This window comes from Paenibacillus sp. YN15 (assembly GCF_003285005.1).
GTDB lineage: Bacteria > Bacillota > Bacilli > Paenibacillales > NBRC-103111 > Paenibacillus_AR.
This window is the reverse complement of the sequence record NZ_QMFA01000040.1, coordinates 18746-42109: the sequence shown is the minus strand read 5'-3', so window position 1 is coordinate 42109 and position 23364 is coordinate 18746. Positions and strand designations below refer to the sequence as shown.

The window sequence follows — 23364 nt, the reverse complement described above, 5'->3', positions numbered from 1 at the left end:
CTACGGCTTTCTGGCAACAATCGCCACCCAATCTGTCTCCTCGTAACGTTCTTCCACCCGGAATCCGGCTTCAGCCAGAGCCCGTTCCACCTCCGCCTGCTTCTGCTTGATAATGCCCGAAGCGATATAGGTGCCGCCGCTTTGCAGCGCTTCGAACACGTCGCTTACGAACAGAAGAATAATTTCCGCCAAAATATTGGCAACCACAACCTGCACCGGCAGGGTAACCCCCAAGCCCGACTTGCCCTCGGCCTGGGTACGGATTGCCTTCAACAGATCGCTTTCCGCCACCGTAATCCGGTCCTCCAGCCCGTTCAGGCGGGTATTCTCCGAGGCGCTGGATACGGCCACCGGGTCCAGGTCCAAGGCAAGCACATGGCTTGCGCCCAGCTTGGCGGCGGCAATGGACAGAATGCCGGAGCCGGTGCCTACGTCGATAACTTCATCTCCCGGCTTGACAACACCCTCCAGGGTGCGCAGGCAAAGGGCGGTGGTGGCATGGGTCCCGGTGCCGAAGGCCATCCCCGGGTCCAGCTCCAGAATAATCTCCTCCGGACCTGCCTCGTATTCCTCCCAGGTGGGTTTGATGGTCAGCCGGTCGGAAATCCGCAGCGGCTTGAAATACTGCTTCCACGCCGTAGCCCAGTCCTCTTCGTCCACTTCCTTCATGCTGAACTGGGGGTTGCCGGTATCAATGTCGTAGTCCGAAAGCTCCGCTACCGATTCTTTCAATTGAGCCAAAATTTCATCCATTCCGGTGCCTTGGGGAAAATACCCCTGAATCACCGCACGGCCTTCGGGAATGTCGTTCAGCGGCTTTTCGTACCATTGGCCCAGCGACGTGTCCCGTTCCTTGTTCAGCGTGCCCGATTCTTCGATGGTGACGCCGCCGGCGCCCAGCTCATGAAGAAAGTTGGAGATCATTTCGATTGCTTCTTCCGTAGTGTGAACCGTTATTTCATGCCAACGCATATCAGTAAATCCTCCCGGTAGGTTCTCATGGATAAAGCGGCAATTTGGCCGCACGTCCTTCTATTCTACTACAACCGAAACGATGTAGGCAAAAAACGCGTATTATGAGGATAACATATGGAACGGAGGATGATCCGATGTTTGAAGAGTGGAACCGCCGGTTTGCAGAATGCAAAGAAAACATCCGCAACAAAGAAAAGTGGGAGCAGCAGCTTGCAGCCGTAGAGAAACGGTGCCGGGATTTGGAGAGGCAGACCGTCTTATGGCGGGAAATGGTGGTGCGGGAAGAAGAGGATGTGGAACGCCTCTTGTCCATGAATATAGCCAATCTGTGGTACACGCTGACCGGTCAAAAGGACGAGAAGCTGGGGCAGGAGGAAAAAGAGGTGCTGGAGGCCAGGCTGAAGTTTGACCAGGCCGCAGCATTGCTGGAAGCCGCCCGGCTGGAGCAGGAGCAGCTGCGGGAGCGGCTTTTGGCCAATGGTCCCGCGGAAGAGGCGCTGGAGGAGCTGCTGCGGGAAAAAGAGCGGCTGATCCACCGGTTCAAGCCGGAGCTTGCCGAAGAATTGGTCCGGTTGTCCGAGGAAACATCGGAAGCCGGGATCAGGCTGAAGGAGCTTAATGAAGCCATCGTGGCGGGCCGGAATGCTCTGGGCGCGTTGGAGATTGCCGACTCCAATTTGAACTCCGCGGAAAATTGGAGCACCTTTGATATTCTCGGAGGCGGCTTCATCGCCACTCACATGAAGCACAGCAGGCTCCAGGCCGCCCAAACCTATGCCAAGGAAGCCGGGAAGAAGCTGCTGCGTCTACGGGATGAGTTGAATGACGTCAAGATGCAGCTATCGGCTTTTGATACGGATATCAGCGATACTCTTCGTCTCGGCGACTATTTTATGGACGGCTGGATTACCGATTTTCTCGTTCAGGAACGGATTGAGCAGGCTGACGTGAAGCTGCACAGCTATATCCGCCAGGTTACCGCCATCGTTCAAGCTCTGGAGCAGCAGGCTTCCGAAACAGAGGTTCATTGGCGCCGGCTGAAAGCCCGTTCAGAGGCATTGGTGGAGAATGCCTAAGCTTTGACGGGCAGACAAAAAGCAGGACTGCCCGATGAAGGGGTCCTGCTTTTTTGGTTTTACACCATTCCCCCGGTCTGCTCCACCAGGTGAAGCACCTGGGGATGGATGGCTTCATCCACAAAGCTTCCAGATCTTCCTCGTCCGCCTCGTCTATGGAAAACTCCACATCCTGGGCTTTTACAATGGGAAGCCGCCGGGGGGGATGAGTTCGCAATTCTAGTGGACGAGTTTTTGTCCCTGCACGCAAGGTTATCGCCCATGCCGGGCGCACCACTGCAAAAACCCGGGAGCGAAGCGAAAACAAGCCGCTTCGCTCCCAGGTTTCTTTTGTGGGCCATCCTAATTACTTTTTCAGCAGATTGAACAATATTTGCGCGCTTTCCGCACGGCTCATCCGTTCCTGCGGGGCAAATTGATTATGTTCCCGTCCATTGACAAGGCCCAAGCCTTGCGCAACGCTTACCGCCTCCTGCGCCCAGTTCTGAATCTCATCTTGATCGTTGAACGCTCCCGGGATGGCTGCCTCCGCTTTTTCACCCTTCATATATTCATAAGCGCGAACGATCATAACCGCCATCTCTTCGCGGGTGATGGAAGCGTCGGGAGCGAATGTCTCCAGATCCCGTCCCTGCACGATTCCTGCCTGACTCACGGCCGCTACGACTCCTCCGTACCATGCGCGGGAATCCACATCGGCATACGGTGATTGCGCACCTCCAAATACCTCCATCCCCAGTGTGCGGGCAATCATGGCCGCGAATTCGGCTCTGGTCACATGCGCTTGCGGATTGAATTGCGTGTCGCTGACGCCTTCAATCACATGCTTGGCCGCCATAGCCTTTACCACATCATGGGCCCACAGCTTTTCATCAACATCCGAAAACACTTTATTGTACTCCAGTACCGCATAGCGGCCCAACTCATGAACCTTGGCGCTTATCACTCCTTCTGACAGTGTTCCTCCCGCATATTTATAGGTGCCGTCAGGTGCGATGGAGTAGATCCCCAGCAAATCGGGGTTCATCTTAGGATCGGCCTTAAACGCAAGGACAAAGGAATCGCTTAAGGTTGACACAGGCACTTCGCTTCCGTTTGAGGCAACTGCACTCAAGCTGAAATCGTAGACCGCGCTGGCGATGGCCAGCTTCAGCGATTTTCCGGCGGCAGCCTGATCAATTTGATCGGAGACGGCCTTGCGGGATGCGGAAACAGCTGTGAGTTTGATCTTAGTATCTGCTTGCTGAAGGTCTATCAGTGTCTGGTTGGTAAGCTCGATTGTTATATCGTTCTTCACCACACGCAGGCTTTGGTCATCGATGATATCCAACAGGTTGCCGGGAAGCAGCACCGATTCCTTGCCCTCCGCCATCTCGACAGTAACCTTTGAACCATCCGCCTTAAGATCATTCGCTGTCAGCTCCTGCGTCAACGCAGATTCCGATGCTGGCGAAGGCGCTGGCGCAGGCGAAGGTGCCGGTGTGCCGGTTTCATCGCTGTCTCCGTCGTCAGACGAATCATTCCTTGCCGCAACGATAACCGTCCGGGTCACCTCTACAGCCGCGTTGCCTGCCGTATCGCTTACACTGTAATGATACACATACGTGCCCGCCACTGTCGTATCCAGCGTTGCTACGCTGCTTCCGCCCTGAGTAATCGTGGTCACGATCCGATGGGTGATGTCGCCGTCCCGATCGTCCGTCGCAATTGCTCCCGCATCGGTGTAGCCCGTTCCATTAGCCACATTCACGATGGCTTGGCCCAGCAGGGTGATCACCGGTTTCACCGTATCCGGTACAGGCTCCACAGTTGACCCTACATATACCATTCTCGTTATCTCCGCCGCTGCATTGCCAGCGGCATCGCTTACGTTGTAATGATACGTGTACGTTGCCTCGGTCACCGTGCTGATGGATGGAACGATATTTCCGCCGTAGGTAATCGCCGTTACAATCCGGTCGGTGATGTCGCCGTCGCGGTCATCCGTCGCCGTAGCTCCCGCATCATGATATACCGATCCGTTGGCTACAGTAACGGCAGCATCGCCATTCAGCGCAATCACCGGCTTCGTCGTATCCGCATCCGATGTGCCGAAATAAGCTTTCATATAGTCTACGTAGAAGTCACCGCTGCCATCGCTCGTGAAGATCAACATGCGATCCAGCGTGTCGCTCCATGTCCGCAAAGGCTGGTTCTCCAGAAGCTTTACACCGTCCACATAGAAGTCGAAGGTACCCGTGTCCAGATTCACCACATTGCTGATCTTATACCAGGTATCAGCGGTGTACGGAGCCACATTCACTACATTGGAGCTGCTTCTTACATTATGGGTTCGGATTTGGCCGGCATTGGTGACAATAGTCGCCATCGGATTTCCCGGAACAGCATCCGTTCTGAATACGGCCTCGGTAAATGAATATAAGGCATATTGGTTACCGCTGCCTGCTCCCCGCTTGAGGCGCATATCGATGGTAAACTGGCCATCGACGCCAAGAGGGGATTTGTTGTAAAGGCCGAAAAAGCTGCCGGTGTTCCGCTTCATGTGCAGCACCTTATTATTCGGATCATCCGGGTCTTGGGTGATCTCCAGAACATTGCCGCTAGTGCCTGCAACTCCCCACGAGTCGCCTCCCGTAAAGCTGCCTAACACATAGCCGTTGAAGTCATCCTCAAAGAAAACCATATTGGCCTCAGACCGAAGAACAATATCATACTTATTTCCGCTTTCAGCCCCAACAACAACATTTTTCAAGGTTTTGGCCCGATAGCCTACTTTAGTGGCCGTCAGGGTATAGCCGTCGCCCAAAGGAATAGACAAGGTATACCGGCCGGAGGCATCAGTAGCGGATGAAGCGACAACGCTGCCATCCTTGTTGATAGCCACCGTTGCTCCTTCCAGTACGCCGCCACCCCATTCAGTTACAACGCCGGTTACGGCACGATTGATATCAACCAGTGCCCCGACTGACAGATTGACCGCACCGGTGGCATCCGTAATCGAGATTTCCTGTGTTGCTCCTGCATAGCCGCTTTTTTCCGTAATGATGGTGTATGTGCCTTTTTCAACGCCGCTGATTACATAACGGCCTTGGGCATCTGTAACGGCGTTCTTGTAAATGGTATCGCCCTGCTTTACCGTAACAGCAACGCCTTCCACGAGTTCACCATACGCATTGGTAACCACCCCCGCTAGGGTACCGTCATAGGCGACTTCAAACAGCCCGATGCTGGGCTGGCTTCCTACCTGAACACCGGCGGCGTCCAATCCGTTAGGCTGGACATTGATTTCGCTGGCCATGTGCCCATAGGATACACCGTTGCCGATAAGCGGCGATCCGGCCTTCGGCTTCAATGCGCTCCAGTCCAGGTGAGGCGGCATGTGCTCCCCGTTATTGGGCAGAATGTCGTATCCAGAAGGGGCAGGACCGGCAAACAGCGGGTCTCCGGACCGGTAAACACCGCCTAACTTGCTGGGGGGTGCAACGTTGTAAAAGTGATTGGAGTTGCTTGTGCCATAGCTGACGTTTGAAGATCCGGTAAATTTATCGGAAGAGATTGGATTGGTGCTGTAGAATACATTATTCCGGATATACCATTGGTCATTGCTGCCGCCCCCGCTATTGATGAACGTATTGGGCGTTTTCTTATCTTGGTAGATTACATTATTGTAGATCTGAATCAACCCGTCGCCCACAGAGTCCCGCAAGACGATTTCGTTGTTGTCCTTAATCAGGTTGTACCGGAAAATGACCGAGTTGTACGAAAATCCGCAAAAGAGGATACCATCGCCGTTGTCATGTACGAAATTGTATTGGACGATGATGTCCGAAGTCCAGCCATCCGGGTCGATGGCGTTGGAATCTCCGCCGCCTGCCTTCCGTTGAGAGCCCCACACCTCGTTTTTCTGAATGATCCCGTCGTCAACATAGTAAAGCTCTATCCCGCAGACACCAGGATTGCGGATGGTATTGCCTTCAACCAGCACACCTCTGGAGCTGGTGATGTAAATTCCGTTGTTGGCGTAATCGGAGCCGCCCTGGTCAATGGTATTATTAAGCACCTTGATGTTGGTATGGGGCGCCCATTGGGGATCATAATATTCCGGCGGTAGATTGGTGCTTCGGGCAGCCCAGTCATTCTTTGCGGTGCCGCCGTTGCCAATGCTCAGAGAATCCTTGCTCCATTGTTTGATGGTGAAGCCGCCGAAGGAGTTGTTATCCAGCCGGTTATCCTGCAAGGTTACATCCTTAAACGTGGTGGGATGTACGCCATCGCCCAGCATCGTTTCCATCAGAATGCCGCCGGTGCGTTTGGATACATTCCAACCGCCTCTGCCGATGATGCCAGGGTAGGCAAAATTACCGCCAATCCACCTGACAAAACCGGTGACATCATGAATGTACAAGCGTTGGAGAGTAAAACCAGTGAGCTCCTGGCCGTTGTCGCCAGTAATATGGATGCCGCGGAGATCCCGCAGCTTGCTGCCGTTTCCGCCCTCCGAGTCGTCCCGCGTACCGGTAAAGCCCGCCACCATATTGGAAATCTCCAGGTCTTGAATGGTCCAATGCTGTTGGTTGTGCAACCGGATAACATTGCCCACATTTTTGTTTAAGTAGGCCGTTTGAGTGTTGCCGTTGGCATCCTTATAATTATCCTTCACACTATCATCAAAATAGGGATCATCGTAGGTTCTGCCATTGCCCTTCAAATAAGGCCGTTTGCCTTCACCGTATTTGCCGACGGTGATAGGCGCGTCGGCCGTGCCTGAGCCCTTGGGTGCCAGAGCTGCGTCCTCCCAAATATCCCCTGCCTTGAAAAGAATGCTGTCCCCGGGTATGTAGGTGTCCATATTAACCCGTTCAATCGTTTTCCAGGGCTGGTCTTCGGTTCCGGGGTTGCTGTCATTGCCATCATTGCTTACATAATAAGCCCTGGGAGCAGTATGGGGGTTGGAAATCTGAGATTTAGTGAGTTTGACAGAGTAGGTCTCCGTTGTCTGCCCGTCGGCCGCTGCGAGAACCACCGGAATAGTGTTTACTCCATCCACAAGGCTAACAGTGGCGGTGTATGCCGTATCACTGATCTTTTCCGCCGCTTGTCCGTTGATGCTCACACCCGTGACGGCAAGGGACTCATTTTTCCCCACGCTGTTTGTACTTTGGGCATAAGGGCTGACCGTCAACGCAACAGACTCGGCTGTGACATTGACGGCACTGTAAGTTTTGGTGCCGGCATCATAGGTTAAAGCGACTGCAGCGCTGCCATCCGTTGCCGTTATACCGCTTGCAGCGGCGTTCATGCGGGGTTGACCGCCATATACATAAAGATAATCGAAATCAATGTCTGCGTTCGCGCTGGTATCCAGAATCTGGAGAGCCATGACGGCAAACCAATCGACAGTGCTGCCGGAGCTTGCATATTCGCGCATAGACTCGTTCTTCTGGTACAGCTTGCCGTCCACATAAAAATCATATTTTTTGGTACTCAGGTTGCCTACGAGGGTTAGATTGTACCATTTGTCCGCTTCCATGACTGCACCGGAGTTTTTATGGTTCCCCTGTGGAGTGCTGCTATAGTAGGTGTTGTTAATCGTCCAGAATCCTTCGCTGATTGCCACAACCCCGGCGTTGGGCCTGTTTTGGTCCCATGAACCCAATGAGGTGCTGAATAAGCTTTTGCTGTTGAAGATGCGCAGCTCCGGATAAGTATTCGATGCCTTCACGCCAACAGCTCGCCGTACACGAAGCTCCGCGGTGACAGTTCCTGTTTGCTGGCTCAACGGCGCGTTGTTGTATACGCTTACCTTTCCTTTATTGCTTGCATCCTTATAGTTTTGCAAATGCAAATATTTATTGCCGCCGCTTTCTTCCTTGACTTCCACAATGCCTTTGTCGTCTTGGTTATAGACTGTCCAGGCCGTTCCCAAACTGGCGGCATTGCTGTAGGTGCCTGCGCTGTAGTTGAAATCCTCCTTAAGGAAGAATGCGTCATCTGCGGCCAGCACCAGGTTGCCGGAAGAAGACGTTAGAGATATGCCAAAACAAAACAAGAACAGAAAGAAACCGTATAAAGCCCTTTTCAAAATTCAACACTCCCATCTACAATAATTTACGAAACAAATTCCCAGAACTATCAAGTGTACGCCCCATTATAGTTTCATTTTTTTGCAAATTAAAAGTAGACGATTGAACTGGAATCTTTCACTAAAGAACAAAAAACATTGTGAAGAAGAAAACTGCCCCCTTCCCAACTCCAAAAAACTCAAAAATAAACGGACGGCGTCAAAGGACGCCATCCGTTATCTAAATTTACCCGCTTTTGAAACAATCCTTCAGCCTCGCCGCCAGTTCATCGTCAGACAGCGGGTTGCGGTGCGTATTCTCCAGATAGATGTATTTCTCCGTTTCCGGCATCAAATATTCCTTGTACCACAGGAAAAAATCGGGGCTATCGCCGTGCATGCGCAAAAACCGCCGCAGAGTGTCCACGTTGCTCACGGTGCTTTCGATATTGGTCAGCCAGTCGGCGCTGTAGAACCGTTCCCATTTCCCATGCTCGGCATCCCGCAGCGCCTGAAGTCCGCGGCTGTATGCCCACATGGATTGGGAGGCGAGTACAAAGGCCTGCGGGTACAATTGCCCGCAGTATGCGGCAAAAGAACGGCAAAGCCACATGAAGCCCTCCGCCCCGGATTGGTGCAGCACCCCGTGGAATCTCAGGTGGTCAGCCACCCGGCGCTTGTCGTCCTCCGCAAGTCTGTCCATAAGCTTCTCGCAATGGGTTAGCCAATCGGCCCAAGCTTTCTGTCCTGCCGCGCAGCGTTCTTCAAACCAGCGAACCTGCTCCAGAAAGGGAAGCTTGCCGGTTGCCCAGAAGAGCCCCTCGTCCGGTGAGCCCATCTTGCCCTGAAGCCAATGTCCGATTATTCTCCGGGCGGGATGATGATAGAACTCTTCACCGGCCAGATCATCCGTATGGGGGCCATAAGGGATGGAGGCATCCGCATAGCTCCGGTACAATTCGGCAATCTCCTCATGATGTCCGCCATAGTAGCTTTCGACGAACTGGCGGAGATGCTTATCCGGGTCCAGTCCGCCTTCATTCCACATGGTTTGGACCAGATCAAGGGTATACACATGGGGGCGGATATTGCCGCTGTTCACCAGAAGATATTCAGTGGCGCCCGCATCGAATGCGCTTTGAAGCTCCTGCCTCAGGAAGCCGGCCGGGCCTTGGAACATGGTCAGATGGTTCGACGCCTGCAAGTCATGGAAGGTTACATGATAGTAGATGCCGTGTTTGCCGGAAACACGGTTGTCAGGCAAAGCCGGAATGCGCAGATTCAGGTTGCCGTGCCTCCGGGATACCATCTTGCCGTAGCCGTTATCTGCCCAAATCTGGATCACATCCGGCGGAAGATCGATATGCCCTCCCTTATACAGCTCGGAAATTTCTCCGTACAGAGCCACACAGCATACCGGCTTCTCTACCTTCTCCGCAATCATGTCATACTGCCTGCGGATTACCCGGCTGATCATGGCCCCCCGCTTCTCCGGCGTATCGAAGCTTGGGTCGTTCTCCCAGAAGGGCTTGTCCCCCTGTCCGCGAAAGGACAGCACCCACAGTACCTTGTGATACCGCTGCTTCTCGATAGCCTCGCGCCAAAGCCGCTCGAACAGCTCCGGCTCATCCTTGTAGCTGGCCCTTTTGCCGGGATACGCCCGCAGGAACATCTCCGCTCCCAGGGGCTCGGCATGGTGATGGGTGATCCACAGCCCCATCTCGGCGGCTAACGCCAGATGAACACCGGTTTTGGGCAGATCGGTGCCCGGAATCACCATATTGCCGCCGGAGCGGAGCAATGCCTCGAATACGGGCAGCCATACCTCCCTGGACGGGGGATAAGGCTCCTTCCAGCCGATCAGGCATACCTCATCATTGACAAACCAGCCTCTGAATCTTACTTTGGGCGCCGGAGCTTCATAATCCTCGCAAGGAACTTCGACGAAGCTGCGGGCCGGAACCGTCTGATCCGCCCAGAACCAGAAGGGCTGAATACCCAGATAAGCCCGGCTGATATGGAGGATGCCGTAAACCAGTCCCAGATCGTCGCTGGCCGCCACCGTAAGCCAAACCCGATTCCCATCCGCCCGGAACCGAAGCACGAAGGCTTCCGGACGCGCTTCGCAATTGTCCTCCTCCTCCGCGTAGCGGATGATGATATCCGCTGCTCCCGGATCATTCCCCGTCAACGGCTCATGGCCCAGCACCGTATTCATATCCCGGATCAGCATGTCCAAAGCATGGCGCACCGGAGAGCTCAAGGTATGGGGCGCGCAAATGCGGACCGTGCCGCCCAATTTCATCATGACAGAATTATTCTGTTCCAAAATTGACCGTCCTGCCTTTCCCAAAACAACCGTGGCGCTATGCCCTGCAAGGCTGCGCCACGGTTGCGGATTTTGTTATTGGATGCCTGAATCGTATTCCTTCGCTTTTTTCATCAGCTCATCGTAAGCTTGCTCGGGAGTGGCCTTGTTGAACATAATTTTTTCCACGATGGTCTTGTAGTCCTTCTTGAAGTTGCCCCAGCCTTGAGGCTCGGCCACAAATTTTTGCGCGCTGGGAGCCACTTTGTTGATAAAGTCCATGGATACTTTATCCGTTGCGCTAAAGTTGGGCTGCAGCATGCTTACGACCTTTGAGTTGCCGGGAATTCCGCGGGTCAAGCCGAGGGTTTTGCCCGCTTCCTGATCATTGATGAACCAATCGACAAACTTCTTCGCTTCTTCCAACTGCTTGGAGCTGGCATTGACGCTCCAGAACATGCCCGGCTTCAGCCAGCCTCCCGTTTGCGATCCCTTCGGCAAGGTAGTAAAGCCGAAGGCATCCGGCTTCAGGGCATTGATGGAACCGACCTGGTTGGAGAAAATATGGCGGGCAATGGCGTTGCCATTCACCACATTATCCTGCTTGGGGTCCAGCTCCTTGTCCGTAGTGGTCATATCCGCCGGGGTGACGATTCCAGCCTTTCTCATCTCTGTTTGCTTATTCATGTATGCAAGCCATGTATTCTTGTCAATGGTAAGCTTATTGTCCGTGAATACTTGGCCCTTGCCTTGGCTCAACTGGTAAGCCGTGTAATCATACAGGTCGGAGCTTTGGTCCACAAACACATATTTGTCTTTTCCGAGCTTGGCTTTGGCTTCCTCGCCGAACTTATAATAATCATCCCAGGTCCAGTCCCAGGCGGGAACGCTTAATCCAAGCTTTTCGATCACCGTTTTGTCGTAAACCATGCCGAACGCAGCGCTTCCAAGGGGCATGGCATACAGTTTACCGTTGATTTTGCCGGACTCGATCAGCGCCTTGTCCATGTCCGCCACATTGATGCTGCCCAGATCCGCAACCATATTGCGTCCCACATACTCATTTAAATAAGCGGCATCCATTTGGATAATATCCGGAGCGTTCTTGGCGGAAAATTGGACGCCCAGCTTGTCAAAATAACCGTCCCAGCCCGAGAATTCGCTTTCAAAGGTTACATTGGGATGGAGCTGCGTATACTGGGCCAGCGCCTTTTGCGTGGCATCATGACGCTCCTGGGAACCCCACCAGGCGATGCGCAGCTTAACCGGCTCATTGGAGGCTTTGGCCGTTTCGGCAGGCTGCTGCGAAGCGGACGGCTGAGCGGAATTCCCAGGCTTGGCGCTATCCCCGGAATTTCCTCCGCATGCGGTCAAGGAAGCGGTAACAGCCAATGAAAGCGCAGCAGTGAATAACGTCTTTTTCATCGTTTTTTCCCCTCTCGTGTGAACGAATTTTCAAGTTAATCGTATCGCTGAACGGGTTTCCGGTCTAGGAGAGGATCGAACAATTCTCTTTCAGTATTGGATACAAAAGGCCTGCCCATTTCACTTTTTCAATATATCGCTGGGGTTCATCCCGCAATATTTCTTAAACAAGGTGCTGAAATAGGGAACATTTTGGTAGCCCACCCTTTCCGCCACCTCGTAAATCAGAAGGTTTCCCTCCAGCAGAAGCGCCTTGGCCTTCTCCAGCCTTACGCGGATGACGTAGTTCATGAAGGTTTCTCCCGTCACCTTCTTGAAGAGCTGGTTCAAGTAATTTTTGGAGATAAACAGCTGGCCTGCCAGATCGTCCAGGGTAAGATCCTCCGCATAATGCTCGTGGATATAGGACATCATGAAATCTACCGCCGCCTTATGCTTGCGGCCGATGGGCGGCTCCTTCCTCATGCCTATCAGCTTCACTTTGGCTTGCAGGAAAGCATACAAATCCGCCTGGTTCATGACGGTTTCCGCCTGCGCCACCTCTGCCTGGACATTCTCCTCTTCTTCGCCTAGGGGCTTGCCCGCCTGCTGGGCGGCATATTGAATCAGCGTCCACATTTCCGTAGCCAGCACCTTGTAGAAGACTTTTAAATCGCCTCCGCTGCCCGCTGCTTCCTGGCGGCTGATGTATCCGCGGATTTGCTCCCACATTCCATCCGTTTGTCCCGATTGCATCAATTGGGCAAGCCGCCGGACAAATTCCACGCCGTGGGATTGCCCCGGGGCCGACTCTAAGGCCTGAAAGGCCTCATCCGCCGACACCTTGAGCTCCATCCAGCTTGTTTTTCTTTCCCCTGTTGCTACCTTGACCGCCAACCCCAAATACTGCATTATATTGCGGACCAGAGTGCCAATCAGCTTCTCGGCGCGCAAGGTGACCGCTTCATCTGCCTCATCCCGGTCAATATGCAGGACAATGGCAGAATAGGGACCAAACAGCCATACGAAATCCGACTCTTTCCATTCCTGTTCCAGCACTTCATTCGTCACATTGGACATGGCAAAGCGGAACAAATGCCAATCTGCCGCGGAAATGTTCGCCACTCGATCCGTCCGTACCACCTCCAGCACCGCCACCAGTTGATCGTGATCCGTCCAGCGGCTCATGGGAGGGGGCAGCTTGACCTCGGCCGAGCTGGCATGAATGGTGCCGTTGAGCAAGGAAGCCAGCTGATCCCGGGAGATTTGCTTCTCGTAATGCTGAACGAACTGAAGAAGCTCGTTCTTCTCCATCTTCTCCAGATAGAGTTCCTCCAATCGGTTGATAACCCGGAACAGAACATCCCGGATCTGCTCCACGGTTATCGGCTTGTTCACGTAGTCCTCCACACCCAATCGGATGGCCTGGCGGGCATATTCAAAATCTGTATACCCGCTCAGAATCACGAACCGTCCCTGATAACCCTCCCCGCGCAGCTTTTCGATCATCTCAATGCCGCTGATGCCGGGCATATACAGATCGGTGATGACGATATCCGGCTCTTCCCGGCGGACCAGCTCCAGCCCCTGCTCCCCGTCTATGGCTTCCCCGGCGAACTCGGCGTCCAGCTCCGCCCAGGGAATGATCATCCTAAGTCCTCTCAACACTTGAAAATCGTCGTCGACAATTGCGATTCTCCACATATGGATGCCCCCTCTAGGTTTTGTGGTCCGATTTTTCGGAAGTGGGAAAATAGATATCCACCCGAACGCCGCCCTCCGGCCTGTTGTATATTTCCAGCTTGTAATTTTCGCCAAACAGAGCCTCCAGCCGCTCCTTCACATTACGCAGCCCATATCCGCCCCGCTTGCGGGGTTTGCTGCTCCAATCGGGGCTCAAGCCTTTTCCGTTATCAACGATGCTCACATCCAATCCCTCATCCTTACGGCGAATGCTTACGCATATCTCCGCCTCGGGCACACCATGGAAGCCGTGCATAAACGCATTTTCAATAAAAGGCTGGAGGAAAATTTTCGGCATCAGACAATTGGCCGCCTCCTTTTGAACATCAAGAGTATAGGTAAGCCTGTCCCCCCAACGCACCTGTTGAAATTTGAGATACGCCTCGATATGGCTAATTTCTTCATCCACCGTCACCAGGCTGTCCGTATTGGAGAGGGCAAGCCTGAACATCCCGGCCACCTGGGACAGCATGCTGCTGATCTTATGCTGCCCCGCTTCGATGGCAAACCAATTGATCTGATCCATGGTGTTGTACAGAAAGTGGGGATTGATCATCATCTGAAGGGATTTCAGCTCCGCTTTCCGCTGGCGCTCATGCTGCTCGTGAAGCGACAGGTACAAATCCTCGATCCGCTCCGTCAGCTTGCGGTAGCCCGTGAACAGTTTACCGAATTCGTTGCTGTAATCATGGGGCAACTCCTGCTTTTCTCCCGGAGTATATTTCCCCATTGCCCGCAGAAGCTGATTCATCGGCTTCATGAAGCGTCTGGATAAAAACAGCGTCAGCATAAAAACCAGCGCAATGGTCGTAACCCCCAGCACCACGAACAGCTGGGCCATGCTGGTACTGCCCTTGGTCATGACGCTCCAGGAGCTGGCTTCGAAAATGGTCCATTGGGCATCGGGAGATTTGGCCCAGACATAGAATTCGTCCCCGGAACGGAAGGAGCCTGCCGGCTCATTCATCCTTCCCTGAAGCGTGGCGGTGGCATGCTGCAGCAAGGCTCCGTCGCCGGAATGGGTCAACAGCCTGCCTGCCGCATCAAGAATGGCGATGTTCGTATGGTCATCTTCGGTGGAAACCAAGGATTTAATGCTGGAGACCTTGATATTGAACACCATCAGATTATAGAAACGGTTGCTGTTGTTGAGGACCTTGCGGGCAAAGCTGATGACCGATTCCTCTCTCCCGTTGGACATAATCTTGTGCTCCCCCAGCCAGGCGCTGTCGGTATCGACGATTCCGGGATACCAAGGTTCCGAATTAAGCTGGCTCATGCTAAAAAAGGTTACAGGGCCCTGAGGTTCCGATGTAAACGGGTAATCCGAATACACGTGGATGGACTGCAGGATAGGAATGCCGAACACCGTATAATTCAGCTGGCTCTGGAGCTCCGACTCGCCCCGCAATCGCTCATAAGCGTCTCCGTCCCGGAGTCTGTTATAGAGGAGATCCAGATTTTTAGCCGAGGTGCCGGAGGTCTGCTCAATGCCCACCAGGCTGGTGCTGACCTTCTTGCTCAGCTCATTTAAGAGCTTCGTCTGAAAGTATGACGTATTCTTAGCAATTTGATTCGAAGTCCCCGAATAGCTGACTGCAATCACGATGCCGATCATAATTGCAATCACAATAGCCGAACTGAAGAAAAAAACCGCAATAATTCGGTAATTTTTGAATGGATTCCGCAGCATTCCCATTCCCCCAATGTCCCGGTGAAATCCTTGAAAGCAAAGAAAGCCGCGGCATCCGCAGCAGCCTTCCCGTATTTATTTAATCTACCCTTTCAACGCTCCAGAAGCAATCCCTTCGACAAAATGTTTTTGCGCCAGAAAAAAGATGATGACCGCGGGTACCACGGATACCAGGGACATGGCCAGCATCTGCCCCCACGGTATAGTCCCTTGGGAGTCGATGAACAGCTTGAGGGCCAAATTGACGGTGTATTTATCCACCGAGTTGATATAAAGCAGCTGTCCGAAGAAATCGTCCCAGTTCCACAGGAAGCAGTAGATCATAACTGTCACCAGCGCCGGTCTTGTCAAAGGAATAATAATCCGCCAGTAAATGCCGAACCAGGAGCAGCCATCCATCTTGGCCGATTCGTCCAGATCCTTCGGGATGGAGCGGATAAACTGCACCAGCAGGTAAATGAAGAACGGCCCTCCCACTCCACCGGCAAGCAAATGGGGCACATAAAACGGCAGATAGGTATTAATCCAGTTCAGCTTGCTGAACAATACGTATTGGGGAACAATTGTAACCTGGGTTGGCAGCATCAGGGTCACCAACAGCACTGCAAACCAAACCTTCCGCAGCGGAAAATCCAACCGGGCAAAAGCAAAGGCAACCAGACTGCAGGAGATAAGGCTGGTAAATAAAACGCCGCCGATCAACTGCAAGTTGTTCAGATAAAATACATCAAAGCTATAATTGGGAACGGAAATCCATCCCTCCGTGTAGTTGGACCAGTGAAAAACCTTCGGAAACAAATTCGGCGAGCGCATCTCATCATTGGTTTTAAAGGAGGCGCCCAGCCACCAGAATACGGGATACATCATAATGGCGCTGGCAACCAGCAGGATAAAATGAGGAATAAGTTTTTTTCTGGTTTTCATTTCCCTTTTCCTCCCTGGGTCTCATAGTATACCCAATATTTCGAAGTAGCGAAGATCAGCGCAGTCGCCAGGGCAATGATCACCAGGAGAATCCAGGCCAGAGCGGACGCATAACCCATCTGGAATTTGGAGAATGCCCTTTCGTACAGGTACATCACATACACATAAGTGGAGTTGACTGGTCCTCCGTTGGTAATAATGAAGGCTTGTGTAAACATCTGGAAAGAGTTGATGGTCGTCTGAACAAAATTGAACAGCAGGATCGGCGACAGCATCGGCAGCGTAATATTGAAGAACTGCCGGACCTTCCCCGCCCCATCCACGGATGAAGCCTCATACAAATCCGTCGGGATCTGCTTGAGCCCCGCCAGGAAAATGATCATGGCCGAGCCGAACTGCCAGGCCATCAAAAGCACCAGTGTGCCCAAAGATGTGTCGGGATCGGCGATCCAGGCCTTCCCGTGGATGCCTATCAGCGACAGCACCTGGTTAATAAAGCCATTCTGGCTGAAAATATTCTTCCACAGAATCGATACGGCAATGCTTGTGCCAATCAAGGAAGGAAAATAGATCATGGTCCTGTAAAAGGAAATTCCCTTTATCTTCCGGTTCAGAAGCATTGCGACCAGCAAGGCCGCAATCAGCCTGATCGGAACCGCAAATACCACAAAGGTCAGAGTGACCTTGAGGGAGGTGCGGAATGTATCATCCTCCTGAAGAATATAGCTGTAATTCTTCAACCCTACCCAATGAGGCGCATCCAGAAGGGAGTAGTTGGTGAAGGAATAATACAGCGACATCAGGATGGGACCCAATGTCAACAAAAGAAAGCCCAGCAGCCACGGCGATAAAAACAAATACCCGGCTATGGGGGATTCCCATCTCTTCAGAAACGGGATGCTGCTTTTTTTCTTTTTGAAGGCGACGGTGTCCGTCTGCAGCACTTGACCTTTCATATAGCGGCTCCACTCCTGTCCAAGCGATCATTTATTCGCTCGTTGGTATTGTAGTTTTATTATAGGCCGGCCGCTCAGCTGCTTGAATTGCGCAATGAATCAAGTTCTTTCACTATCTCACACTATTTGCGGCCACAATGAAGGAAAGAAGACGTGAAAAACAGCCGAGTGATAAACGAAGGCGGACAGCAAAATTCGCCGTCCGCCTTCACAGAAGTCTGCAGTTTTACACTATTCCCCCGGTCTGCTCCACCAGGTGAAGCACCTGGGGATGGATGGATTCATCCACAATGGCGGTCAACAGAATGTCCCGCCCCGTGACGCCTCCTCCTCCGCCTCCGCCCAGGCTCATGCCGCTGGCTGCGGGATCGGCGGCCATCAGCACTCCCGCCTCATGGGTGCCGCCTACGGCGTCCTGGGTCAGCTCCGCCAGACTGGTCACATTGCCGGTAATCGGGTTGATCTGAATCTCCCGGCTTTCCTGCGGGTACCGGGTGACGCGGTCAATCCGCGCCTCCGCGACGCGCAGGACCTGCAGCTTCATCAGCACCTCGCGTGCTTCCTCCTGCGTTTTGAAATAAGCCAGCACATTTTTTTCCATCAGAATTCGTTCTGCCGCTTGTCCGCAGCCTCGGCCCGCTCCATGGCCTCCAGATCTTCCTCGTCCGCCTCGTCTATGGAAAACTCCACATCCTGGGCTTTTACAATGGGAAGCCGCCGGGCGGTTTTGGGTAGTTGCAGGTTCTTCTTCTCCATGCTGATGCGCCTCCTCCTTGGAACACATGTTGGATCGTCAGGCTTAGGTTAGGCCGGAGGAGTTGTTCTTATGCAAGGACCGATTTACTATCCCCGTCCGAAGCGTATATAATGGGGATGCACGCGCCGCGGCGGCAATGAATCTAACAAAAGGAAGATGCGACAGTATGGGTGTGTTGGAGCTTTTGAAAGTCATTTTTCTCGGAATTGTCCAGGGCATAACCGAGTGGCTGCCCATCAGCAGCACGGGACATATGATTCTGGTGGACGAGTTTTTGTCCTTGCACGCAAGTGCAGCGTTTATGGAAATGTTCCTGGTGGTCATTCAATTCGGCTCCATTCTGGCCGTTGTGGTCATGTATTGGAGCAAGCTGGTTCCGTTTTCGTTCCGGGGAGGCCTCACGGTCAAGAAGGATATTCTCTCCATGTGGCCGAAAATTATCGTAGGCTGCATCCCTGCCGGGATCTATGGCGTAACCCTGGACGATAAGCTGAACCCTATCTTCTACAACTACTGGACGGTTGCGGTTATGCTGGTTCTGGTAGGCATTCTGTTTATCATCATCGAAAACTATAACAAGGGCCGCCCCGCCGCCGTCACCGACATTGCCGGACTGACCTACCGGATTGTCCTCCTGATCGGCATTTTCCAGCTGATTGCCGCCGTCTTCCCCGGCACCTCCCGTTCGGGGGCTACCATTGTGGGCGCGCTGATGCTGGGCGTCTCGCGGACCATCGCCGCGGAGTTCACCTTTTTCCTGGCGGTGCCCACCATGCTGGGGGCAAGTCTCTTGAAGCTGGTCAAATTCGGCTTTGACTTCTCGGCGGAGGAGCTGGTTTGGCTGGTGCTCGGCATGGCGGTGGCGTTTGCGGTATCCCTGGTCATCATTCGTTTCCTCATGAATTACATCCGCAAGCATGATTTCAAGGTGTTCGGCTGGTACCGGATTGTGCTGGGGCTCTTGGTGCTGGTTATTTTTTGGCTCGCCTGACCGTTTGCCTCCGTATCCTCCTGACCGGTCTTTCGTATCATCCCCCGGGCCCAAGCGGACAGAGAATCCGTTATTTCTCTGAAATGACCCTCCATGATGCTGCCCATGCCAAGCGCACAAAAGCCGGCTCCCACTCTGGGAAACCGGCTTTTTTCTGCTGTGAGGCGAGCTTATGCTTATGATGCTGGCTTTCCTGCGGAAAGCTCTTCATTACTCGCCCAAAAATGCTTTTTTCATCCGCTCAAACAGGGACTGCTGCTTCTCGTGCATACGCTCGCCGTTCATGCCGCAGAACTGGCGCAGCAGTTCCTTCTGCTCGTCGGTAAGATTCGAGGGGGTCACAACGACCACCTTCACATGCTGATCGCCTTGTCCATAGCCCCGGAGCCGGGGCACACCCTTGCCCTTCAGGCGGAAGAAGGTGCCGGTTTGGGTGCCGGCGGGAATCTTCAGCTTCACCTTTTCCGTCAGCGTGGGAATCTCAATTTCATCCCCCAACGCCGCCTGGGCAAAGGTAAGGGGCACCTCGCAGTAGATATCGTCCCCTTCCCGCTCGAAGAAATCATGGGACTTGACGCGGATTACGATGTAAAGATCGCCGGGAGGGCCGCCCTTGGAGCCGGCTTCTCCTTCGCCGGATACCCGCAGCTGGGCTCCGTCATCCACACCGGCGGGAATCTTCACATGAATCTTCCGCTGCTTCTTCACCTTGCCGGTGCCGTGGCAATCATTGCACTTGTCCTTGATTATGGTGCCTTGGCCGTTGCACGCGGAGCAGACTCTGCGGTTGACAATCCGGCCGAAGGCGGTGTTCTGCACCACTTCCTGCTGGCCGGTGCCTTTGCAGACGCCGCAGGTTTCCGGCCTGGTGCCGGGTTTGGCGCCGCTGCCGTGGCAGGTTTCGCAGGATTCCGTCCGGGGGATGGTAATATCCAGCTCCTTGCCGAAAACCGCTTCCTTGAACTCAATGGTCATGGAATATTGCAGATCATTGCCCCGCTGGGGCGCATTGGGATTGCGCCGCTGGCCGCCGCCCCCGCCGAAAAACATATCAAAAATATCGCCAAAGCCGCTGAAGTCCTGGCCGCTGAAGCCGCCTCCGCCCATGCCCTGATTGGGGTCCACATGGCCATACCGGTCATAGGTGGCCCGCTTCTGGTCGTCGCTCAGCACATCGTAGGCTTCCTTGGCTTCCTTAAACTTCTCTTCCGCATCGGCGGCTTTGTTCACGTCCGGATGGTACTGGCGCGCCGCCTTGCGGAAAGCCTTCTTTATATCCTCCGCACTGGCGCCTTTTTCCACGCCAAGCACCTCGTAATAATCCCGCTTGCTCACTTTTCCACCGCCCTATTCTTTTCCCCACAAAGTGAAGCCGGCCTTCGAAGCAGCCACCTGGTACTTTGCGGGGACCCCAAAATTATGCTGCTTGGTCCCGGATATGTTATGGAGCCTCGAAATTGGCAAAGCCAATTTGAGGGCTGTCTGCTTTTCCCCAAACTACTATATCATTTCTTGACGCAGGCTGGGTAGCGGATATATGTGACTGAAGGAGCCCGCCCCGGGATTCTAACGGAAGTGAGAGCCGTTATTTAGCCGAAAAACCGCATCGGTAAAATCTAACGGCGGTCAGCGCCGTTATTTGGACCTATCTGGCCAAATAACCTTCACCGCACAGCAAATAGCGTCTCTCACCGCCGTTAGAAAAAATCCGGCGCCCTTTTTGAACAAATAGCGGCTCCTGCCGCCGTTAGACCGGCAGCGACCATACCACAGCAAACTGCGCCGAGTCCCCGTCTACGCCAAGCGCAAAGCCAAAGCCGGTAAAAACCGGCTTTGGCCCGCCTGCAACTGCTATATTGCCTGCATGTACCTGCAGCTTAAGGAGCCGTCAGGAAATTAGCGGTACGTATTTCGTGACAGTCTCTTGCTTGGTTTACAGTCTCTTGCTTGGTGACCGTCCCTTACTTCTTCTCGTCGTCAACCACTTCGTAGTCGGCGTCTACCACATTGTCGGCTTTGGGTCCGGCGTTGCCGCCGGCTTCGGCCGCGCCTGCGCCGCCAGCCTGCTGCTGGGCAGCCATTTGCTCATACATCTTTACGGACAACTGCTGCACAACCTCGGACAGCTCGTCAGTTGCCTTCTTAATGGCGTCCACATCGTCGCCCTCCAGGGCCTTCTTGACAGCTTCCTTGGCGGCATTGGCTTTTTCCACTTCGCCGGCGTCCACCTTGTCGCCCAGATCCTTGATAGTCTTTTCGACAGTATAGACCAGTTGGTCCGCGTTGTTCTTGGCTTCCACCAGCTCCTTGCGCTTGCGGTCCTCCTCGGCATGAGCCTCGGCATCCTTCATCATCCGGTCGATCTCTTCGTCGGACAGGCCGCCGGAGGAGGTGATGGTGATCTTCTGGCTCTTGCCGGTGCCCTTGTCGGTAGCGGACACGTTAACGATACCGTTGGAGTCGATGTTGAAGCTGACTTCGATTTGCGGTACGCCGCGGGGAGCCGGCGGGATTTCGTTCAGCATAAATTTGCCCAGGGTTTTGTTGCCGCTGGCCATGGCCCGTTCGCCTTGCAGCACGTGGATTTCCACGCTGGTCTGCATATCGGCGTAGGTGGAGAAAATCTGCGATTTGCTGGTAGGGATGGTGGTGTTGCGGTCGATCATCTTGGTGAATACGCCGCCGGCCGTTTCAATGCCCAGGGACAGCGGAGTCACATCCAGCAGCACAATATCCTTCACGTCGCCGGTCAATACGCCGGCTTGGATAGCGGCGCCCAGAGCAACCACTTCGTCCGGGTTCACGCCCTTGTGGGGTTCTTTGCCCAGCAGCTTCTTAATAGCATCCTGAACGGCAGGGATACGGGTGGAGCCGCCTACCAGAACCACCTTGCTGATCTCGCCGATGGACAGGCCGGAATCATTCAAGGCTTGACGGGTCGGGCCCATGGTGCGCTCTACCAGGTCGGCAGTCAGCTCTTCAAACTTGGCGCGGGTCAGGTTCACCTCCAAGTGCTGCGGAACGCCGTCAACCATGGTGATAAACGGCAGGGAGATGGTGGTGGTCAGCACGCCGGAAAGCTCCTTCTTGGCTTTCTCCGCGGCATCCTTCAGACGTTGTACGGCAGCCTTGTCCTTGGACAGGTCAACGCCTTGCTCCTTTTTGAACTCGGCAACCAGCCAGTCGATGATCTTCTGGTCGAAGTCGTCGCCGCCCAGGTGGTTGTCGCCGCTGGTGGCAAGCACCTGGAAGGTGCCGTCGCCCAGCTCCAGGATGGACACGTCGAAGGTGCCGCCGCCCAGGTCATAGACCAGGATGGTTTCGTCGTTGTCCTTTTCCAGACCGTATGCCAAAGCGGCAGCTGTCGGCTCGTTGACAATCCGCAGCACCTCCAGGCCGGCGATTTGGCCGGCATCCTTGGTGGCTTGGCGCTGGCTGTCGCTGAAATAAGCCGGAACCGTGATAACCGCTTGGGTAACAGGCTGGCCCAGATAAGCTTCCGCATCGGCCTTCAGCTTTTGTAGAATCATAGCCGAAATTTCCTGCGGGGTATAGCTGTTGTCGTCAATCTTTTCCTTATGATTGCTGCCCATATGGCGCTTGATGGAGATGATGGTGCGCTCCGGATTGGTGATGGCTTGGCGCTTGGCGGTTTCGCCGACAATACGCTCGCCGTCCTTCTTGAAGCCTACAACGGAGGGAGTGGTGCGCGCTCCTTCCGGATTGGGGATAACAACAGCCTCGCCGCCTTCCATAACGGCTACGCAGGAGTTGGTGGTACCCAGGTCAATACCGATTACTTTTCCCATGATTATGGTTCCTCCCATACAGAATATAATCTTACTTGGACACCTTCACCATTGCCGGGCGAAGCACTTTGTCCTTGAACATATACCCCTTTTGCATCTCTTCAACCACGATGCCCTCGCCATGCTCATCGGATTCCACCTGCATCACGGCCTGATGAAATTCCGGATTGAAGGGCTCTCCCTCGGCGTTCATCGCCTTGAGTCCTTCCTGCTCCAACGTCTGGCCAAGCTGGCGCTGGATCATGTCAAGCCCCTTCAGCAGGGAGTCAAAATCCCGGGAATCCTTGCTGGCCGCCATGGCCCGCTCGAAATTGTCCAGCACGGGCAAAAGCTGCTCCACCAGCTTGGAGGAGGCGTACTTGGCAAAGTCCTCCTTCTCCTGCCGGGAACGGCGTCTGAAGTTATCAAAATCCGCCTGCGTGCGCAGATATCTTTCCTGGTTTTCCTCCGCCTGCTTGCGCAATGCTTCAAGCTCTGCCGCCGCCTCACCGCCGCCGTTCTCCGTTTCCGGAGCCTCCGGCGCCGCTTCCTCCGCCTTAATGCCTTCCGCTTCTGTATATGTAGCGGTCTCTTCCGCCGTTTGTTCATTCAAGTCCTGGTTCTCTGTCTGTTTACTCACCTGAATATCACCTCCTTGAAATAGTAAGCTGCCCATCTGTATGTTCTA

The 23364-nt window shown here is 53.9% G+C and carries 15 protein-coding genes; 2 read left to right on the top strand and 13 right to left on the bottom strand.

The features are described 5' to 3' along the window. Positions 1 to 972, bottom strand: a complete 972-nt coding sequence (gene prmA, locus DQG13_RS24375; protein ID WP_113022781.1) for a 50S ribosomal protein L11 methyltransferase — start codon at positions 970 to 972, stop codon at positions 1 to 3. A gap of 137 nt (positions 973 to 1109) precedes the next feature. On the opposite strand from prmA, the gene DQG13_RS24370 reads away from it, so the two are divergent. Next, a complete protein-coding gene (locus DQG13_RS24370; RefSeq protein WP_113022780.1) occupies positions 1110 to 2051 on the top strand; it encodes a hypothetical protein in 942 nt (313 codons plus the stop codon). Between the two features lie 346 nt (positions 2052 to 2397). On the opposite strand, the gene DQG13_RS32045 is transcribed toward DQG13_RS24370, so the two are convergent. The 9 genes from DQG13_RS32045 to DQG13_RS24325 all read right to left on the bottom strand — a co-directional run bounded on the left by DQG13_RS32045 (position 2398) and on the right by DQG13_RS24325 (position 17896). After that, the gene (locus DQG13_RS32045; RefSeq protein WP_113022779.1) at positions 2398 to 8133 is read right to left on the bottom strand and encodes an S-layer homology domain-containing protein; all 5736 of its coding nucleotides are present in this window, start codon (positions 8131 to 8133) and stop codon (positions 2398 to 2400) included. Positions 8134 to 8359: 226 nt separating this feature from the next. Then, positions 8360 to 10417 (bottom strand): glycosyl hydrolase 115 family protein, encoded by a 2058-nt coding sequence (locus tag DQG13_RS24360; RefSeq protein WP_397334018.1) that lies wholly within the window; start codon positions 10415 to 10417, stop codon positions 8360 to 8362. A gap of 99 nt (positions 10418 to 10516) precedes the next feature. Continuing rightward, entirely contained in the window at positions 10517 to 11845 is a 1329-nt protein-coding gene (locus DQG13_RS24355; protein ID WP_113022778.1) for an ABC transporter substrate-binding protein, read from the bottom strand. A 120-nt stretch (positions 11846 to 11965) separates the two neighbouring features. Continuing rightward, entirely contained in the window at positions 11966 to 13528 is a 1563-nt protein-coding gene (locus tag DQG13_RS24350; RefSeq protein WP_113022777.1) for a response regulator transcription factor, read from the bottom strand. Between the two features lie 13 nt (positions 13529 to 13541). Further along, entirely contained in the window at positions 13542 to 15260 is a 1719-nt protein-coding gene (locus DQG13_RS24345; protein ID WP_181592971.1) for a cache domain-containing sensor histidine kinase, read from the bottom strand. 84 nt (positions 15261 to 15344) lie between these two features. Beyond that, positions 15345 to 16184: a carbohydrate ABC transporter permease gene (locus DQG13_RS24340; protein ID WP_113022775.1), complete on the bottom strand. Its 840-nt coding sequence runs from the start codon at positions 16182 to 16184 to the stop codon at positions 15345 to 15347. Then, positions 16181 to 17140 carry a carbohydrate ABC transporter permease gene (locus tag DQG13_RS24335; RefSeq protein ID WP_113022774.1) on the bottom strand — a complete coding sequence of 320 codons (960 nt, stop codon included), beginning with the start codon at positions 17138 to 17140 and terminating at the stop codon, positions 16181 to 16183. Before DQG13_RS24335 ends, DQG13_RS24340 begins: the two co-directional genes overlap by 4 nt. Positions 17141 to 17366: 226 nt before the next feature. Continuing rightward, complete coding sequence (locus DQG13_RS24330; RefSeq protein WP_309472254.1) at positions 17367 to 17741, bottom strand: hypothetical protein; 375 nt, start codon at positions 17739 to 17741, stop codon at positions 17367 to 17369. After that, complete coding sequence (locus tag DQG13_RS24325; protein ID WP_113022802.1) at positions 17741 to 17896, bottom strand: YfhD family protein; 156 nt, start codon at positions 17894 to 17896, stop codon at positions 17741 to 17743. The genes DQG13_RS24330 and DQG13_RS24325 overlap by 1 nt, the downstream gene beginning before the upstream one ends. Positions 17897 to 18063: 167 nt before the next feature. On the opposite strand from DQG13_RS24325, the gene DQG13_RS24320 reads away from it, so the two are divergent. Next, entirely contained in the window at positions 18064 to 18888 is an 825-nt protein-coding gene (locus DQG13_RS24320) for an undecaprenyl-diphosphate phosphatase (RefSeq protein WP_113022773.1), read from the top strand. 210 nt (positions 18889 to 19098) lie between these two features. On the opposite strand, the gene dnaJ is transcribed toward DQG13_RS24320, so the two are convergent. The 3 genes from dnaJ to grpE form a co-directional block, all read right to left on the bottom strand. After that, positions 19099 to 20223, bottom strand: a complete 1125-nt coding sequence (gene dnaJ, locus DQG13_RS24315) for a molecular chaperone DnaJ (protein WP_113022772.1) — start codon at positions 20221 to 20223, stop codon at positions 19099 to 19101. Between the two features lie 626 nt (positions 20224 to 20849). Beyond that, complete coding sequence (gene dnaK / locus DQG13_RS24310) at positions 20850 to 22697, bottom strand: molecular chaperone DnaK (RefSeq protein ID WP_113022771.1); 1848 nt, start codon at positions 22695 to 22697, stop codon at positions 20850 to 20852. A 31-nt stretch (positions 22698 to 22728) separates the two neighbouring features. Further along, positions 22729 to 23289, bottom strand: coding sequence for a nucleotide exchange factor GrpE (grpE, locus tag DQG13_RS24305; protein ID WP_397334017.1), 561 nt, complete (start codon positions 23287 to 23289; stop codon positions 22729 to 22731). Positions 23290 to 23364: the final 75 nt, after the last annotated feature.

Excerpts from the sequence above, each read along its gene's own strand:
- prmA (WP_113022781.1), bottom strand. The coding sequence starts at position 972 with ATGCGTTGGCATGAAATAACGGTTCACACTACGGAAGAAGCAATCGAA.
- DQG13_RS24370 (WP_113022780.1), top strand. The coding sequence starts at position 1,110 with ATGTTTGAAGAGTGGAACCGCCGGTTTGCAGAATGCAAAGAAAACATC.
- DQG13_RS24360 (WP_397334018.1), bottom strand. The coding sequence starts at position 10,417 with ATGAAATTGGGCGGCACGGTCCGCATTTGCGCGCCCCATACCTTGAGC.
- DQG13_RS24355 (WP_113022778.1), bottom strand. The coding sequence starts at position 11,845 with ATGAAAAAGACGTTATTCACTGCTGCGCTTTCATTGGCTGTTACCGCT.
- DQG13_RS24350 (WP_113022777.1), bottom strand. The coding sequence starts at position 13,528 with ATGTGGAGAATCGCAATTGTCGACGACGATTTTCAAGTGTTGAGAGGA.
- DQG13_RS24345 (WP_181592971.1), bottom strand. The coding sequence starts at position 15,260 with ATGCTGCGGAATCCATTCAAAAATTACCGAATTATTGCGGTTTTTTTC.
- DQG13_RS24340 (WP_113022775.1), bottom strand. The coding sequence starts at position 16,184 with ATGAAAACCAGAAAAAAACTTATTCCTCATTTTATCCTGCTGGTTGCC.
- DQG13_RS24335 (WP_113022774.1), bottom strand. The coding sequence starts at position 17,140 with ATGAAAGGTCAAGTGCTGCAGACGGACACCGTCGCCTTCAAAAAGAAA.
- DQG13_RS24330 (WP_309472254.1), bottom strand. The coding sequence starts at position 17,741 with ATGGAAAAAAATGTGCTGGCTTATTTCAAAACGCAGGAGGAAGCACGC.
- DQG13_RS24325 (WP_113022802.1), bottom strand. The coding sequence starts at position 17,896 with ATGGAGAAGAAGAACCTGCAACTACCCAAAACCGCCCGGCGGCTTCCC.
- DQG13_RS24320 (WP_113022773.1), top strand. The coding sequence starts at position 18,064 with ATGGGTGTGTTGGAGCTTTTGAAAGTCATTTTTCTCGGAATTGTCCAG.
- dnaK (WP_113022771.1), bottom strand. The coding sequence starts at position 22,697 with ATGGGAAAAGTAATCGGTATTGACCTGGGTACCACCAACTCCTGCGTA.